Below are 16,151 nucleotides of genomic sequence, written 5' to 3' on the forward strand. Positions count from 1 at the left end.
TGGGAGACACCGTGTCAGAGCTCGGTCCGGCGGCGCCGGATGACCACGACGAGATCGACGGTGGCGAACAGGGTGAGCAGGCCGCAGGCGATGGCGAAGCCGGTGAGGGTCCCCCGGCTGGGGGCGCCGTCGGCGGGGGAGGCCGCCGCCCAGATCGCGAAGCCCGCCGTCGCGAGCGCGAACAGCGGCGTGAAGGTGAGCGACAGCAGGTAGCGGAGCTTGAGGTCGCTGCGGGCGGTGGCCGGCTCGGTGCCGCTGCGCCAGGGCCGTCGCGGAGTGGTGGTGCGCATGGCCGTTCACCTCCGGGCCGCGCGGGTGGGGGCTACGATTCCAGCGTACGTCCGTGGGGGAGAGCGGGGGAGACGCGATGACGGGGTCGGACGCGGCGGCGGACGCCGAGGGCTACGCGGGGCTGCGGATCGAACGGGCCCGGGAGCTGGCCCGGCGGCACGGCTGGGCCTCGGTCCGGGTGCTGGAGCCGGGGGCGATGATGACCATGGACCACCGTGAGGGCCGGCTCAACCTCGCGGTGCGCGACGGCGTGGTCGAGCGCAGCTGGGAGGGGTAGGGCCGCCCTCCCGGTGGTCGACCTTTCCGGTGGCCGGGGTGGCCGGGGTGGCCGGGGTGGCCGGTGGTCGTGGCGTGCGGGCTCAGTGGCCCGGCCGCCGGGCCAACCGCTGTTCGGCGGCGACGACCAGCGGCTCCAGCAGCGGCAGCGAGAGCAGGACCAGCAGTCCGGCGGCCCAGCCGGCCAGCACGTCGGTGACCCAGTGGGTGCCCAGGTAGAGCGTGGTCAGGCCGATCGAGCAGGCGGTGGCGGCGGCGATCACCGCGCCGGTGCGCCGCCAGCGGACCGCGAGGTAGGCGAGCACGCCCCAGGTGACGACCGCGTTGGCGGTGTGACCGGACGGGAAGATGGTGCCGCCGGAGAACAGTTCGGGCGAGCCGACGTACTGGGCGTAGTGCGGGCCGAGCCGGCCGGTGACGATCTTGACCGCGCCGACCGTGACGTTGAGCAGCAGCAGCGCGACGGCCATCACCAGCAGCGGGCGCAGCCGGCCCAGCCGGTGCGCGCGCCAGCCGAGCCAGACGAAGGCGGCGATGGCGGAGGGGCCGCGTTGCCCGGCGACCACCCAGGTGTCGAGCAGCGGTTCCAGGCTGGGCCAGCGTTCGTAGGGGCGGAACAGCCGGACCGACCAGTCGAGGTCGACCAGGGCGGTGTTGAGCAGGACACCGGCCAGGACCAGCAGGTAGGCGACGCAGGTCACGGCGAGCAGGGCGGCCTGCCGGCGGCCCATCGGCGGCCAGCCGGGCTCGCGGCGGTGGGCTCGTTCGGGGCTCGGGCGCTCGCGGTGGGTGGTGGTGAGCTGCTCCGGCCCCTGGTTCGGATAGGGCGCGGGGGTACTCGGGGCTTGCACGGGGGTGACCTTACCCATCCGGCCGGGGCTATTCCGGAGGGATTTGTCATTTTCCCGTGAAATCGACAATTGGCGGAGAGAGGTCCGCCCGGGGAGTGATTTCCGCGATTCTCGGATCGAATGCCAGTGTGGTGTTCGAATGATTCTGCAAAAGCCCCGGTAAAGAAAACGGAGTGGGAGGCCGGCGCGGCCGGCTTCCCACTCCGTGGTAACCCTGTGTAGGTTCCGTGCTCAGTCGAGGGGGCCGCCGGCGACGTAGATCACCTGCCCGGAAACGAAGCCGGCGCCCTCGCTCGCGAGGAAGGAGATGGTGTGGGCGACGTCCTCAGGCAGACCGACCCGCTGGACCGGGATCTGGGAGGCCGCAGCCCGCTTGAAGTCTTCGAAGTCCATGCCGACCCGGGCGGCGGTGGCCGCGGTCATGTCGGTGGCGATGAAGCCGGGGGCCACGGCGTTGGCGGTGATGCCGAACTTGCCCAGCTCAATGGCCAAAGTCTTGGTGAAGCCCTGCAGACCGGCCTTGGCGGCCGAGTAGTTGGCCTGGCCGCGGTTGCCCTGGGCGGACGAGGAGGACAAGTTGACGATGCGGCCGAAACCGGCGTCCACCATGTGCTTCTGCACCGCGCGGGTCATCAGGAAGGCCCCGCGCAGGTGGACGTTCATGACCGTGTCCCAGTCGGACTCGGACATCTTGAAGAGCAGGTTGTCGCGGAGCACGCCCGCGTTGTTGACCAGCACGACGGGGGCGCCGAGCTCGGCGGCCACGCGGTCGACGGCGGCCTGCACCTGGTCGGCGTCCGAGACGTCGGCGCCCACGGCCAGGGCCCGGCCGCCGGCCGCGGTGATCCGGTCGACGGTGTCCTTCCCGGCGGTCTCGTCCAGGTCGAGGACGGCCACGGCGTAGCCGTCGGCGGCCAGTTGCACGGCGGTGGCGGCGCCCAGGCCGCGGGCGGCGCCGGTGACGACGGCGACCCGGGGGGCGGTGCTCTGCTCGGTCATGCTCGCTCTCGTCTCTCTCGGGGTGGTCTCCGCGGGGAGCGCCCCGGGGAGGGTGGCCACACCCTACCCGCGAGTAGGGAGGGCGAACAGGGCTGGAGAGTCGTGGGTGACGGTCGGTAAGGACCGACCGGTCGGCTTTCTGCTGAGAACGGGTTACCGAGAGGGCGTGGCGGCCGCGTAAATATGCCAATGTTGCCGAACCTGCGTCTACTATCCGCCCCTGCCTGCCAGCAAGGGCCCGCCGTTTGTATAGTGTCCGCCAGCAGCCACCGGCTGCACGGCTGGAGCGCCCTCCCTCATAGCTGGACGCCCACTCGCCGTTACTGCCCCACCCGGGTGTCCCACACACACCGGGTGTGACATCGGGACGGATACATGGTGCTGGGGGAGATCCCGACGACCCGCGTGTCCGCGCGACTGCAACAGTCGCCCGGACACCTGATTCGCGTTGCACAGCAGGTTCACACCAGGCTGTGGTCCGAGCATGTCGGAGCCGATCTCACGGCTCCGCAGTTCGCCGTCCTGCTGGTCCTGGCCCTCGAACCGGGTGCCGACCAGCGGACGGTCGGCGAGCGAGCCTCGCTGGACAAGGCGACGATGGCGGAGATGGTCGCGCGGCTGGTCCGCCGCGGCTTGGTGCTGCGAAGGCGTGACCCGGCCGACGGCCGGCGAAAACTGCTCGCTCTCTCGCAGAGCGGTGCCCAGGCGGTGCGTGAGGCCACCGGCGGTGTGGTCCGCGTGCAGCGCACCCTGTTCGAGCCGCTGACGGCGGAGGAGCAGGTGGAGATCGTGCGGGTGATGGCCAAGATAGCCAGGCTGGAGCCCGCCGCGGTCGCCGTGTTCTCCGATGCGCGGCCGACACTGGACGCGCAGCGGGCGATCGGCTACCTGATCAGGGTGGGCCAGCAGGTGCACACCAAACTCTGGTCGGAGCACGTCGGTGCGGAGCTCACGGCTCCGCAGTACGCGGTGCTGGACGCGCTCGAACTGGAACCGGGCGCCGACCAGCGCACGGTCGGTGAGCTGGCCTCGCTGGACAAGGCGACGATGGCCGAGATGGTGAGCCGGCTGGTGCGCCGTGGTCTGGTGCAGCGCCGGCGCGACCCCTCGGACGGGCGCCGCAACCTGCTGTCGCTCTCGCCGGCGGGCCAGGACCTGCTGCACCGTTCGACGGCCGGCGTGGCCGAGGTCCAGCGGCTGCTGCTCGCCCCGCTGGACGAGAGTGAGCACGGGCCCGCGCTGGCGCTCCTCGGCAAGGCGGCGCGGCTCTAGAAGGATCCTTTGAGCGCCAGCCAAAACGATTCGCCAACGTACGGAAGGCCTGGTGTGCCGAAGGCTTGAGGCGTTGACGGCTCAAGGCGTTGATGACTCGAGCCGTTGACGGCTCAAGGTGCTGGTGGCCTGACGTGCCGGAGGCCGCTGCTCGTCGGTGTCGGCGGATCGTGGCACACCGAAGACCGCCCACCCCTGCAGGGGTGGGCGGTCGTTCGACATGACCGCTCGTCAGAGAAGTCGGACGGCGGGTGCCGTCAGTTCCAGTCGAACTCCTGCGGGTCCGGACCGATCCGCGTGCCGGTGGCGACACCGGCGATCGCGGCGAGGTCCTCGGCGTCCAGCTCGAAGCCGGCGACGTCCAGGTTCTCCCGGATGCGGGCCGGGGTGACCGACTTCGGGATCGCGATCACGCCGCTCTGCAGGTGCCAGCGGAGCACCACCTGGGCGACCGTGCGGCCGTGCTTCTCGGCGATCTTCGCCAGCACCGGCTCGGCGAGCAGCTCCTTGCCCTGGCCCAGCGGGCTCCAGGCCTCGGTGGCGATGCCGTGCTGGGCGTGGAAGGCGCGAAGCTCGGTCTGCGGGAAGTACGGGTGCAGCTCGACCTGGTTCAGCACCGGGACGACCGAGGTCTCGTCGAGCAGTCGGGTGAGCTGCTCGGGCCCGAAGTTGGAGACGCCGACCGACTTGACCCGGCCGTCCGCCTTCAGCTGCTCGAAGGCCTTCCAGACGTTCAGGTAGCTGCCGTGCTTCGGGCGCGGCCAGTGGATCAGGTAGAGGTCGACGTAGTCGAGGCCGAGCTTGGCCAGCGACGCGTCGAACTCGCGCAGGACGGCGTCGCGGCCCTGCTCGCCCGACCAGTCACGGGTGCCCGAGTTCCACAGCTTGGTGGTGATGTAGAGGTCCTCGCGGGCGACGCCGCCGGCCAGGGCCTCGGTGATCGCCTGGCCGGTGCCGGCCTCGTTCTCGTAGATGGCCGCGGTGTCGATGGAGCGGTAGCCCGCTTCGATCGCGGTGCGGACGGCGGCCGTGGCCTCGTCGTCCGGGACCTGCCACACGCCGAATCCGAGCTGCGGGATCTGCGCGCCGTCGTTCAGCGTGACGTTGGGGATGTTGCTCACGGGAAGGGGTGCCCTCCTGGTTGTCCGTCTGATTCCAGAAGGGGGCAACTGGGGCCCGGGCGGGATTGTTCCCGCCGTTCGGGGGAATCTTGCGGGGCCGGGGGCCCGCTCCGGCGGGAATCCGGGGGCCGGGCGGCGAAAAACCTGTTGCGCAGATCACATCGGGGTTGGCAGGCTCGTGGCCATGACCTCCTGAGATCCGGGCCCTTCGTGCCCTTCCCGCCCCCGTCCGGCCGTCCCGTCCGGCGGTCCCGTTCGGCGCCGCCCCGGACGCGCCGATGCCGCCGGGGCGAGGCGCCGCGCTGTCGCCCGCCGCCGCCCGTCTTCCGCTGTTCGCGCGAGTCGGGCCCGCCGTGCCGCGAGACCCGTGCCTCCGGCTCGTGACCTTCTCCCGGCGTGCCCGCTCACGCCTGCTCGCACCCTCCAGCACCTCCAGGACCTCCAGCACCGTCCCGCACCCTCCTGTATCGGAGTGTCATGCTGCTCACCCCCCTGCCGTTGGCCGACCCCGGTAGTCCCGATCTCTCCTCGCCCCCGGCCTTCCTGCGCTGGCTCCAGCGCGGCCAGCGGCGCGGGCAGGTGCTGGCCACCTGCTGGGCGCTGCTGGAGATGGGCGGCCAGGCGGCGCTGCCGATAGCGCTCGGGTGGGGCGTGCAGGCCGCCGTCGACGGCGAGGCCGCCGGGATCTGGCGGGCCGGTGCCCTCGCGGTGGCGCTCGCCGTGCTGTCCGCGCTCGGTGCCGTGCTGCTGCACCGGCAGGCGGTCTGGAACTGGATCCACGCGGCGTGCCACGTGCGGCAGCTGGTGGCCCGGCAGGCCTCGCACCTGGGCGCCGGGCTGTCCTGCCGGATCGCCACCGGCGAGGTCGTCGCGGTCGGCAGCGGGGACGTCGAGCGGATCGGCTGGTACGTCGAACTCGTCGCCCGGGTCCGGGCCGCGGTGATCGTCTGGCTGGCCGTCAGCTCGGCCGTGCTGGTCGTCGAACCGGTGCTCGGGGTCGGGGTGCTGCTCGGCGTCCCGGTGCTGGCGGCCGCCGTCTGGCCGCTGATCGGGCCGTTCGAGCGGCGGTACGAGCAGCAGCGCACGCTCGGCGGCAAGGCCACCGAGCTGGCCGCCGACACCGTGGCGGGGCTGCGGGTGCTGCGCGGCATCGGCGGCGAGGAACTGTTCCTCGACCGGTACCGGGCCGCCTCCCAGAAGGTCCGGGCCGCGGCCGTCCGATCGGCCCGGATCTGGTCGCTGATGCAGGCCCAACAGGTCCTGCTGCCAGGCCTGTTCGTGATCGGGGTGACGTGGTACGGCGCCCGGCAGGCGGCCGCGGGCGAGCTCGCCGTCGGCACCCTGATCGCCGTGTACGGCGCCACCGCCTTCCTCGCGGCGCCGCTGCGGATCCTCGGCGAGGCCGCGCACGCCTGGAGCGTCGCCCGGGTCTCCGCCGGGCGCGCCGTCCGGGTGCTCTCGCTCAGCCGCACCGGCGGCGTGGCCGAGGCCTCGCTGAACAAGCCGGGGAACGCCGACCTGTTCGACCCGGCGACCGGGCTGACCGCGCGGGCCGGGGAGCTGACCGCGGTCGTCTGCGGGGACCCGGACTTCGCCGGGGCGCTCGCCGGGCGGCTCGGCGGGCACGTCCCGGCTGCCGAGGACGAGCCGGAGCAGCCCTCCGTCCGGCTCGGCGGGACGGAGCTGGACGCGGTGCCACTGGCCGAGGCCAGGGCGGCGGTGCTGGTCCACGACAAGGAGCCGGTGCTGCTCTCCGGCACCCTGGCCGGGCTGTTCGACATCCCGTCCTCGGGGCGGGTCTCGGTGGCCGAGGCGCTGGCCGCCGCCCGGTCCGACGACGTGCTGGAGGCCCTGGTGGACGGCTCGCCGGAGTGTGCGGGCGACGCGATGCTCGCCCGGATCACCGAGCGCGGGCGCTCGCTGTCCGGCGGGCAACGCCAGCGGCTCGCCCTGGCCCGCGCGCTGCTGGCCGACCCGCCGGTCCTCGTCCTGGACGAGCCGACCAGCGCGGTGGACGCCCACACCGAGTCCAGGATCGCCACCGGACTGCGGGACACCCGGGCGGGGCACACCACCGTGGTCTTCGCGACCAGCCCGCTGCTGCTCGACCAGGCCGACCGGGTGGTGCTGCTGCGCGACGGCCGGGTGGCCGTGGCCGGGCGGCACCGCGACCTGATGCGGACCGAGCCGGCCTACCGGGCCGTGGTCACCCGCGAAGAGGAGCCGGCACCGGTGGGGGAGCCGGTATGAGCGGCCGCGTGGGCACCCGCGCCGTCCGCCCCGCCCGACCCGCCGCATACCTGAGGAGCACGTCATGAAGCCCCCCGTCCATGAGGAGCAGGGGCCGGCCACCACCCTGCCGGTCGGCTCACCGGCCGCCGTGCGCGCCTACCTGCGCCTGCTCGCCCGGCGCCACCGCCGAGGGTTCTCCGCGGTGGTGTCACTGCACTCGGTGGCCACCGTGGCCGGGCTGGTCGGCCCCTGGGTGCTCGGCAGCCTGGTCGAGTCGCTGGCCACCGGCACCGCCGAGGCCACCATCGCGGTCGCGGTCGGCTGGTACCTGCTGGCGCTGGTGGTGCAGTCCGCCTTCACCGGCTGGTCCCGGATGCGCGGTGCCGTCCTCGGCGAGCGGGTGCTGGCCGACCTGCGCGAGGACTTCCTGGTCCGCTCGGTCGCGCTGCCCACCGGCGTGCTGGAGCGGGCCGGCACCGGGGACCTGGTCTCCCGGGGCACCACGGACGTCGACCGGCTGGACAAGTCGGTGCGCGAGGCCGTGCCCGAACTCGCCGTCGCCATCGTGTCGTTGCTGCTGGTGATCGGCGCCCTGCTGGTCACCTCGCCGCTGCTCGCGCTCACCTCGCTGATCGGCCTGCCGCTGCTGCTGGTCAGCTCCCGCTGGTACTTCAAGCGCGCGCCGCAGTCCTACCGCAACGAGTCGGCCGGGTACGCCGCGGTGAACACCGTGCTGGCCGAGACGGTGGACGCCGGGCGGACGGTGGAGGCGCTGCGCCTGGGCGACCAGCGGATCGCCCTGACGGACCGCAAGCTGGGCGAGTGGCTCGCCTGGGAGCGCTACACCCTGTGGCTGCGCTCGGTCTGGTTCCCGACCATCGACGCGGTCTACTCCTCGGCGGTGCTGGCCACCCTGTTGCTCGGCGGGCTGTTCACCCTCAAGGGGTGGATCACCGTCGGCCAGTTGACCACAGGAGTGCTGTACGCGCAGATGCTGACCGGCCCGGTCGACCTGATCCTGCGCTGGTACGACGAACTGCAGATCGGCCAGGCCTCACTGGCCCGGCTGGTCGGCGTCCGCGAGGTGCCGGAGCACGAGGGCGACGAGTCCAGCCACCCGGACGGCCGCCGGGTCGAGGCCCGGGACGTCCGGTTCGGCTACCGCGAGGGCGCCGACGTCCTGCACGGCATCAGCCTGGACGTCGCGCCGGGCAGCCGGGTCGCGCTGGTCGGGCCGTCCGGGGCGGGCAAGTCCACGCTGGGGCGGCTGCTGGCCGGGATCTACGCCCCCGGGCGCGGCAGCGTGACGCTCGGCGGGGCGGCGCTGGCGCGGATGCCGGCCGAGCGGGTGCGGGCGGAGGTCGCCCTGGTGAACCAGGAGCACCACGTCTTCGTCGGCACCCTGCGGGACAACCTGCGGCTGGCCGCGCCCGGGGCCGAGGACACCGAACTGCGCTCCGCGCTGGACGCGGTGGACGCCGGCGGCTGGGTGGACGCGCTGCCGCACGGCCTCGACACCGAGGTCGGCTCCGGCGGCACCGCGCTGACCCCGCCGCAGGCCCAGCAGCTGGCGCTGGCCCGGCTGGTGCTGGCCGATCCGCACACCCTGGTGCTGGACGAGGCCACCTCGCTGCTGGACCCGCGCGCCGCCCGGCACCTGGAGCGCTCGCTCGCCCGGGTGCTGGAGGGCCGCACGGTGATCGCCATCGCCCACCGGCTGCACACCGCGCACGACGCGGACGTGATCGCGGTGGTCGAGGGCGGCCGGATCAGCGAGTACGGCAGCCACCCGGAGCTGGTCGCGGCCGGCGGCCCGTACGCGGCGCTCTGGCGCTCCTGGCGGGACGAGCGGTAGCGGGCCGGCGCCGTCGAACGCGTACGGCGCCGTTGACCCGTACGGCATTTCAAACCCGCACGGGGCCGGATTGCCCCGTGCGGGTTACTCCCTCGCCCATCAGGGCGTGTAACCGGGCAAATCGGATCCCCGGCCCGCAGACTGCTCCGGTGACCAAGATTTCGGACGGCTCGTCCGGCTCCAAACGCAGCGAGATCGCCGGGATCCCCACCCGGTACATCGGGATCGGCGTCCTCGTCGTCCTCGCCGTGTGGTTCCTGTTCGCGAACCTCGACAAGGTGAAGATCCAGTTCTGGGTGTTCACCGTCACCGCGCCGCTCTGGATCGCACTGCTCGCCACGCTGCTCGCCGGCGGCGCTCTGGGCTGGCTGCTGAAGGGGCGTCGCGGCCGGTGACCAGCGCTCCCGGGCCGGCCCAGGCGGGGCCCTCGGCCTTCACGCCGCTGATCGAGGTGCGCGGCGTCAACAAGCACTTCGGGGACCTGCACGTCCTCCAGGACATCGAGCTGACCGTGGGCCGCGGCGAGGTCGTCGTGGTCATCGGACCGTCCGGCTCCGGCAAGTCGACGCTCTGCCGGGCGATCAACCGTCTGGAGCCGATCGAGGACGGCACCATCCTGATCGACGGCGAGCCGCTGCCCGAGGAGGGCAAGGGACTGGCCCGGCTGCGCGCCGAGGTCGGCATGGTGTTCCAGTCCTTCAACCTGTTCGCGCACAAGACCGTGCTGCAGAACGTCTCGCTCGCGCAGATCAAGGTCCGCGGCCGGCCCCGGGCGGAGGCGGACGCCAAGTCCCGCGCCCTGCTGGAGCGGGTCGGGCTGGAGGCGCACGCCGACAAGTACCCGGCCCAGCTCTCCGGCGGCCAGCAGCAGCGGGTGGCGATCGCCCGGGCGCTGGCGATGGACCCGAAGGCGCTGCTGTTCGACGAGCCGACCTCGGCGCTCGACCCCGAGATGATCAACGAGGTGCTGGACGTCATGCGCCAGCTCGCCCACGAGGGCATGACGATGGTCGTGGTCACCCACGAGATGGGCTTCGCCCGGGCCTCCGCCAACCGGGTGGTCTTCATGGCCGACGGCCGGATCGTCGAGGACCGCGCCCCGGAGGACTTCTTCAACGCTCCGGAGAGCGAGCGCGCCCGGGACTTCCTGTCCAAGATCCTGAAGCACTGAGGCGGCGCCGTGACGAGGAAGACCACCGCCGCCCGGGGCCGGACGGCGCTCGCCGCCGTCCTGCTGCTCGCCGGGCTGGCCGCCGGCTGCGGCAAGCCCGGCACCCCGCCGCCCAAGGGCCCGCAGGCGAGCGCGCTGCCCAGCTACCAGGTGCGCGACGCCGCCTCCATCACCGGCTCGCCGACCCTGGACGCCGCCCGGAGCCGGGGCCACCTGGTGGTCGGCGCCAAGGAGGACCAGCCGTACCTGGGCGAGAAGAACCCGGCCACCGGCGTGTACTCCGGCTTCGACATCGAGATCGCCAAGATGGTCGGCGCCTACCTCGGCTTTCCGCCGGACCGGATCGAGTTCAAGACCATCGCCTCGGCCAACCGCGAGACCGCGCTGCAGAACGGCCAGGTGGACTTCTACGTCGGCACCTACACCATCAACGACAACCGGAAGAAGCTGGTCGGCTTCGCCGGACCGTACTTCATCGCCGGGCAGTCGCTGCTGGTGCGCAGGAACGACAACACCATCCACGGCCCGCAGGACCTGGACGGCAAGAAGGTCTGCTCGGCGGCCGGCTCGACCCCGTACCAGCGCATCCAGTCGCAGTTCCCGAAGGCGAAGCTGATCGGCTACGACACCTACTCGGCCTGCGTGGACAACCTGATCACCGGCCAGGTCGACGCCGTCACCACGGACAACGCGATCCTGCTGGGCTACGCGGCCAAGGCGCCGGACGAGCTCAAGGTGGTCGGCCCGCTGTTCTCCCAGGAGCCGTACGGGATCGGCACCCCGAAGAACGACACCGTGCTGCGCCTGGCCCTGGACGACGCGCTGGCGCAGAACGAGCAGAACGGCGACTGGAAGAAGGCCTACGACGCGACCCTGGGCCTGTCCGGGGAGCCGGCGCCCACACCGCCGCCGATCGACCGGTACTGAGAGGGCCGCGCCGTGAAAACGCTGACCGACAACTGGTCGACCTACTGGGACGGCTTCCTCGGCACGCTCTCGCTGTTCGCGGTGAGCGCCGTGCTGTCGCTGGTGCTGGGAGTGATGATCGCGGGTTTCCGGGTCTCGCCGGTCCGGCCGTTGCGGGTGTTCGGGACGGCGTGGGTGACGCTGCTGCGCAACACGCCGCTGACCCTGCTGTTCTTCATCGTGGTGCTGGGCCTGCCGCGCTTCAACATCACGCTGCCGTTCTTCGTCTTCGCGGTGGCCGCGCTCGGCTGCTACACCTCGGCCTTCGTCTGCGAGGCGATGCGCTCGGGCATCAACACCGTGCCGGTGGGGCAGGGGGAGGCGGCGCGCAGCCTGGGCATGAGCTTCGGGCAGACGATGAGCGTGGTGGTCATGCCGCAGGCGTACCGGTCGGTGGTCGCGCCGATCGGCAGTGTGATGATCGCGCTGGCGAAGAACACGGCGATCGCCGGCTCGTTCAGCGTCACCGAACTGCTCGGCACCTACCGGACGATCAACGAGCTGGGCTACAGCATCATCTGGACCTTCGTCTGGATCGCCGTCGGCTACCTGATCATCACCCTGGCCGTCAGCGCCGTCTTCAACCTGCTGGAACGACGAGTGGCGGTGTCGCGATGACCGTTGGATCCTCGGCGCTGTACGACATCCCCGGTCCGAAGGCGCTCGCCCGCCACCGGCTGTACGGCGGGATCGCGCTGCTGCTGATCGCGGCGCTGATCGGTTGGATCGTCTACATGCTCTTCCACACCCACCAGTTCACGTACCAGAAGTGGATGCCCTTCGAGTACCGGGGCGTCCAGGACCTGCTGCTGAGCGGGCTCGGCAACACCCTCAAGGCCTTCGGCTGGACAGTGCTGTTCGCGCTGCCCTTCGGCGCGCTGTTCGCGGCGGGGCGACTGTCCGACCACAAGGTGGTGCGGGTGCTCTCCACGGTGGTGGTGGAGTTCTTCCGGGCCATGCCGCTGCTGGTGATGATCTTCTTCGTCTTCGTCGCGCTCAAGGTGCAGCCGCTGTGGGCGCTGGTGGCCGGGCTGGTGCTGTACAACGGCTCGGTGCTGGCCGAGGTCTTCCGGGCCGGCGTGCTCGCGGTGCCCAAGGGGCAGCGCGAGGCGGCCTACGCGCTCGGCCTGCGCAAGACCCAGGTGATGACGTACGTGCTGGTGCCGCAGGCCAACCGGGCCATGCTGCCGGCCATCATCAGCCAGCTGGTGGTCGCGCTCAAGGACACCTCGTTGGGCTTCCTGATCACCTACGAGGAGTTCCTGCACGCGGGCAAGCTGATCGCCACCAACCTCGACTACGACCTGCCGTTCATCCCCGTGGTGATCGTGATCGCGCCGATCTACATCGGCATGTGCCTGCTGCTCTCCTGGCTCGCCCGCTGGGTCGAGCGCCGCAGCCGGCGCAGCCCGAGCATGCGGGGCGGGGCGCCGGTGGTCAAGGCCGGGGTGGCGATGGGACTGCCGCCGTCCGCGCAGCAGTGAGAAGGCTGGTTCGATCCTGAACCATAGGTGCGGGTGGGGATAGAGCGGGCACCTCCAATTTCCTCTTATGATTGCGGAGGCTCGACGACGACGACCGGGGAGGGGCCATGGAGCCGGTATTCGACTCACGGCACATCAGGACGTTCCACGAGGTCGTCAGAGCAGGCTCCTACTCGGCCGCCGCCCGCGAGCTCGGCTACACCCAGCCCGCCATCACCCAGCAGATGAAGGCGCTCGAACGCACCGTCGGCGTCGCGCTGTTCACCCGGGCCGGGCGCGGACTGCGGCTCACCGAGGCGGGCGAGGCACTCTCCCGGCACGCCGAACTGATCCTCGGCAGCCTCTCCGCCGCCCAGCAGCAGCTCGCCGCGCTCGCCCGGCTGCGGGCCGGGCGGGTGCGGGTCTGCGCCTTCCCCAGCGCCAACGCCACCCTGATACCCGAGGCGATGGCCCGGCTGCTCGCCGAACACCCCGGTGTGCGGGTCGAGCTGCTGGAGGCCGAACCGCCCGACTCCGTCCAGCGACTGCTGCGCGGGGAGTGCGACATCGCGCTGGCCTTCCGCTACCCCAGCGGCGCGACCGAGGTGCCCGACGGGCTGGACGAGATCCCGCTGATGGAGGACCTGCTCACCGTGCTGCTGCCGGTCGGACACCCGCTCGGCCGTCGGCACGCCGTTCGGCTCGTCGACCTCGACGGCGAGCGCTGGATCGCCGGGTGCCCGCGCTGCCGGGCCAACCTGCTGAACGTCTGCGCGGAGGAGGGCTTCGCGCCGGACATCGTGTTCTCCACGGACGACAACCTCGCGGTCCAGAGCCTGGTCGCCGCCGGGGTCGGGATCGCGCTGATGCCCGCGCTGGTGCTCTCCTTCATGTGCCACCGCAAGGTCACCGGGCGGGCCGTCGAACCGCACCTGCGCCGGCAGGTGAGCGCGTACGTGCTGCGCGAGCACCGGCGGATACCGGCCACCGGGCTGGTGCTGGACCATCTGCGGCGGGCGGCGGCCAGCCGGATCGGGTGCTGACCGGATCGGGTGCTGAGTCGTGGCTCCGGTGGGTGCTCGCCGGGGCGATTCATAAGCTGAAGTTGAGGGGAAGCTTAAGAACCATCGTTGGACGTGATGGGTCGGTGCAGCCGAACCTGCTGGCATGACACCCCCAGCCACGGTCGGCAGCGACCGGCTCACCGAGCGGATGACCGCCCTGATCGGCGAGATCCGTGCCGTCGTGGACCGCGGACTGCCCCCGGAACTCACCGCCTACCTGGTCGGCGAACGCCTCGCCCCGCACCTGCACGCCGACCCCGACGGGCCCGACGCGCTGCTCACCCCCGCCCAGCGCGAGGGCGACCCGAAGCGCTACCGCCAGCACGTCCTGCACGCCGAGGAGGACGGCGGCTTCTCCGTCGTCGCCCTGGTCTGGCTGCCCGGCCAGCAGACCCCGATCCACGACCACGTCTCCTGGTGCGTGGCCGGCGTCCACCAGGGCCAGGAGAGCGAGACCCGCTACCGGCTGGTCTCCGACGGCCGCACCGCCCACCTCGTCGAGACCGAGCACGTCGCCGGCCCGGCCGGCACCGTCGCGGCCTTCGCCCCGCCCGGTGACATCCACCTGGTGCGCAACGCCTGCAACAGCACCGCCATCTCCATCCACGTGTACGGCGCGGACGTCTCGCGGCTCGGCACCAGCATCCGGCGCGTCTACCGGCTGCCCGCCGACCAGCAGCAGTGAGGGCGGCGTGGCACTGACCCTCCGGGAGCGCGCCACGCGCACCCGCTCACTGCCCCCGCTCGGCGGGGACGCCCCCGGCCTGCTGCTCGCGGCGGCCGGGGTGGCCGCCGCGATCGCCGTCCACGCGGCCGTGCCCGCCGTGCCCAAGCTCACCGCCGCCGTCGTGCTCGGCATGGCGGCGGCCCACCTGCCCGGGCTGCGCCCGGTGGTGCGCGGGGTGGCCCGGCCGGGGCTGTCCATGGCCGGCAAGCGGCTGATGCGGCTCGGGATCGTCCTGCTCGGGCTCAAGCTCAGCCTGGACGACGTGCTCGGCCTCGGCTGGGCCACCGTCGCCATGGTGCTCGCGGTGGTCGCGGCCACCTTCACCGGCACGCTCTGGCTCGGCCGACGGCTCGGCCTGCCGGGCGACCAGCCGCTGCTGGTCGCCACCGGGTACTCCATCTGCGGAGCCTCGGCGATCGGCGCGGTCAGCCAGGCGGCCGGCAGCGAGGAGGAGGACGTCGCCGCCTCGGTGGCCCTGGTCACCCTGTGCGGGACGCTGGCCATCGCCGTGCTGCCGCTGCTCCAGCAGCCGTTCGGGCTGGGCGACGTGGAGTTCGGGCGGTGGGTCGGCGCGAGCGTGCACGACGTCGGGCAGGTGGTCGCCACCGCGCAGACCGGCGGGGCGGGCGCGCTGCGGGAGGCCGTCCTGGTCAAGCTGATGCGGGTGGTGCTGCTGGCGCCGCTGGTCGCCGGGATGGCCGTCGCGGTGCGGCGCCGGGCGCGACGGGGCGGGGAGGCCGTCGTCGGGGCGGACCAGGAGTCGGGGGAAGACCCTGCGAAGAACCCGGTCAAGACCGGCAGCCGCCCGCCGATCGTCCCGCTGTTCGTGGCGGGGTTCCTCGCGATGATCGTGCTGCGGACCACCGGGGTGCTTCCGGAGCGGGCGCTCACCCTCGCCGGGGACACCCAGGAACTGCTGCTGGCCGCCGCGCTGTTCGGCCTCGGCAGCGCCGTGCACCTGCCGACCATGGTCCGCACCGGCGGGCGGCTCGCCCTGCTCGGGCTCGGCTCCTGGGTGGTCGTCGCGGGCGTCTCCTACGCCGGGGTGCTGGTCACGACGTGACGGGCGCAGGGGCGGACTCGGCTATTGTCGGGCGGGTACTCGTCCGCCGGGACGCTCCTGCACCCGAGTCCGCTGAGGAAGCCGCATGTCCACCGCACTGCCCGAACGGGACGCTCACGAGGCCGTCGTCACGCTCGACCGGCGGGACGGCCCGTTCGGCGAGGTGGTACTGCGCCAGCGGGGTCGGCACTTCGAGATCATCGCCAACGGCTGCTTCCTGATGGACACCGCCGACGGCCGCTCCGAACGCCTGCTGATCCAGGCGGCGTTGGACGAACTGGACCGCACCGGCGCCCCCGCAGAGCCCTCGGTGCTGATCGGAGGCCTCGGCGTCGGCTTCTCGCTGGCGTACGCGGCGGCCGAGCCGCGCTGGGGGCGGATCGCCATCGTCGAGCGCGAGACCGCCATCATCGACTGGCACCGGAACGGGCCGCTCGGCGCCTTCTCCGGCGGCGCGCTGGAGGACCAGCGGGTCCAGGTCCTCCACACCGACCTGCTGGAGTACCTGGCGGCGGCCGACGGCGAGCGCTACGACGCGCTGTGCCTCGACATCGACAACGGCCCGGACTGGACCGTCACCGACTCCAACGCCGGGCTGTACGGCGCCGACGGGCTCGCGGTGCTCTGGCACCGGCTGCAGCCGGGCGGGGTGCTGGCGGTGTGGAGCGCCCAGCCCTCCGCTGACTTCGAGGAGGCGCTGCGGGCGGTGGGCTTCTCCGACGTCGTCACGCACGAGATCCCGGTCAGCCGCGGCGTGCCGGACATGGTCCACCTGGCCCGGCGCGCAGGCTGACGGCGCA

17 protein-coding genes are annotated in these 16,151 nt (G+C 72.5%); 13 read left to right on the forward strand and 4 right to left on the reverse strand.

Features of this window, described 5'->3' with window-relative positions; genetic code table 11:
• Positions 1–14 precede the first annotated feature (14 nt).
• Positions 15–290, reverse strand: a complete 276-nt coding sequence (locus ACFWPT_RS28615) for a DUF6343 family protein (protein WP_363377224.1) — start codon at positions 288–290, stop codon at positions 15–17.
• 77 nt (positions 291–367) lie between these two features.
• Here ACFWPT_RS28615 and ACFWPT_RS28620 point away from each other — a divergent pair, with 77 nt between their 5' ends.
• Positions 368–568: an I78 family peptidase inhibitor gene (locus ACFWPT_RS28620; protein ID WP_063350104.1), complete on the forward strand. Its 201-nt coding sequence runs from the start codon at positions 368–370 to the stop codon at positions 566–568.
• Positions 569–650: 82 nt separating this feature from the next.
• Here ACFWPT_RS28620 and ACFWPT_RS28625 read toward each other — a convergent pair whose 3' ends face one another.
• Both ACFWPT_RS28625 and fabG read right to left on the reverse strand, forming a co-directional pair.
• The gene (locus ACFWPT_RS28625; protein ID WP_363377226.1) at positions 651–1,418 is read right to left on the reverse strand and encodes a phosphatase PAP2 family protein; all 768 of its coding nucleotides are present in this window, start codon (positions 1,416–1,418) and stop codon (positions 651–653) included.
• 231 nt (positions 1,419–1,649) lie between these two features.
• On the reverse strand, positions 1,650–2,417 hold the full coding sequence (fabG, locus tag ACFWPT_RS28630) for a 3-oxoacyl-ACP reductase FabG (protein ID WP_350875567.1): 768 nt from the start codon (positions 2,415–2,417) through the stop codon (positions 1,650–1,652).
• A 375-nt stretch (positions 2,418–2,792) separates the two neighbouring features.
• Between fabG and ACFWPT_RS28635 the strand changes: the two genes are divergently transcribed.
• A complete protein-coding gene (locus tag ACFWPT_RS28635) occupies positions 2,793–3,689 on the forward strand; it encodes a MarR family transcriptional regulator (RefSeq protein ID WP_363377227.1) in 897 nt (298 codons plus the stop codon).
• Positions 3,690–3,946: 257 nt separating this feature from the next.
• On the opposite strand, the gene ACFWPT_RS28640 is transcribed toward ACFWPT_RS28635, so the two are convergent.
• Positions 3,947–4,810, reverse strand: a complete 864-nt coding sequence (locus ACFWPT_RS28640) for an aldo/keto reductase (protein ID WP_363377228.1) — start codon at positions 4,808–4,810, stop codon at positions 3,947–3,949.
• A gap of 477 nt (positions 4,811–5,287) precedes the next feature.
• On the opposite strand from ACFWPT_RS28640, the gene ACFWPT_RS28645 reads away from it, so the two are divergent.
• The 11 genes from ACFWPT_RS28645 to ACFWPT_RS28695 all read left to right on the forward strand — a co-directional run bounded on the left by ACFWPT_RS28645 (position 5,288) and on the right by ACFWPT_RS28695 (position 16,144).
• The gene (locus ACFWPT_RS28645; protein ID WP_380373790.1) at positions 5,288–7,060 is read left to right on the forward strand and encodes an ABC transporter transmembrane domain-containing protein; all 1,773 of its coding nucleotides are present in this window, start codon (positions 5,288–5,290) and stop codon (positions 7,058–7,060) included.
• A 64-nt stretch (positions 7,061–7,124) separates the two neighbouring features.
• Positions 7,125–8,897, forward strand: a complete 1,773-nt coding sequence (locus ACFWPT_RS28650) for an ABC transporter ATP-binding protein (RefSeq protein WP_063350108.1) — start codon at positions 7,125–7,127, stop codon at positions 8,895–8,897.
• Between the two features lie 149 nt (positions 8,898–9,046).
• Positions 9,047–9,292 (forward strand): LapA family protein, encoded by a 246-nt coding sequence (locus ACFWPT_RS28655; RefSeq protein ID WP_363585876.1) that lies wholly within the window; start codon positions 9,047–9,049, stop codon positions 9,290–9,292.
• 47 nt (positions 9,293–9,339) lie between these two features.
• Positions 9,340–10,068, forward strand: a complete 729-nt coding sequence (locus ACFWPT_RS28660) for an amino acid ABC transporter ATP-binding protein (RefSeq protein ID WP_063351563.1) — start codon at positions 9,340–9,342, stop codon at positions 10,066–10,068.
• 9 nt (positions 10,069–10,077) lie between these two features.
• Positions 10,078–10,995, forward strand: coding sequence for a glutamate ABC transporter substrate-binding protein (locus ACFWPT_RS28665; RefSeq protein ID WP_380373785.1), 918 nt, complete (start codon positions 10,078–10,080; stop codon positions 10,993–10,995).
• A 12-nt stretch (positions 10,996–11,007) separates the two neighbouring features.
• The gene (locus tag ACFWPT_RS28670) at positions 11,008–11,652 is read left to right on the forward strand and encodes an amino acid ABC transporter permease (protein ID WP_380373783.1); all 645 of its coding nucleotides are present in this window, start codon (positions 11,008–11,010) and stop codon (positions 11,650–11,652) included.
• Complete coding sequence (locus ACFWPT_RS28675) at positions 11,649–12,518, forward strand: amino acid ABC transporter permease (RefSeq protein WP_063350111.1); 870 nt, start codon at positions 11,649–11,651, stop codon at positions 12,516–12,518. The genes ACFWPT_RS28670 and ACFWPT_RS28675 overlap by 4 nt, the downstream gene beginning before the upstream one ends.
• Before the next feature lie 107 nt (positions 12,519–12,625).
• Positions 12,626–13,540 (forward strand): LysR family transcriptional regulator, encoded by a 915-nt coding sequence (locus ACFWPT_RS28680; protein WP_380485278.1) that lies wholly within the window; start codon positions 12,626–12,628, stop codon positions 13,538–13,540.
• Between the two features lie 124 nt (positions 13,541–13,664).
• A complete protein-coding gene (locus ACFWPT_RS28685; RefSeq protein ID WP_380342271.1) occupies positions 13,665–14,246 on the forward strand; it encodes a cysteine dioxygenase in 582 nt (193 codons plus the stop codon).
• Between the two features lie 13 nt (positions 14,247–14,259).
• A complete protein-coding gene (locus ACFWPT_RS28690; protein ID WP_380373855.1) occupies positions 14,260–15,351 on the forward strand; it encodes a YeiH family protein in 1,092 nt (363 codons plus the stop codon).
• An 85-nt stretch (positions 15,352–15,436) separates the two neighbouring features.
• A complete protein-coding gene (locus tag ACFWPT_RS28695) occupies positions 15,437–16,144 on the forward strand; it encodes a spermidine synthase (protein ID WP_380485281.1) in 708 nt (235 codons plus the stop codon).
• The last annotated feature ends 7 nt before the right edge of the window (positions 16,145–16,151 follow it).

The organism is Kitasatospora sp. NPDC058478 (genome assembly GCF_042720345.1).
Classification (GTDB): Bacteria; Actinomycetota; Actinomycetes; order Streptomycetales; family Streptomycetaceae; genus Kitasatospora.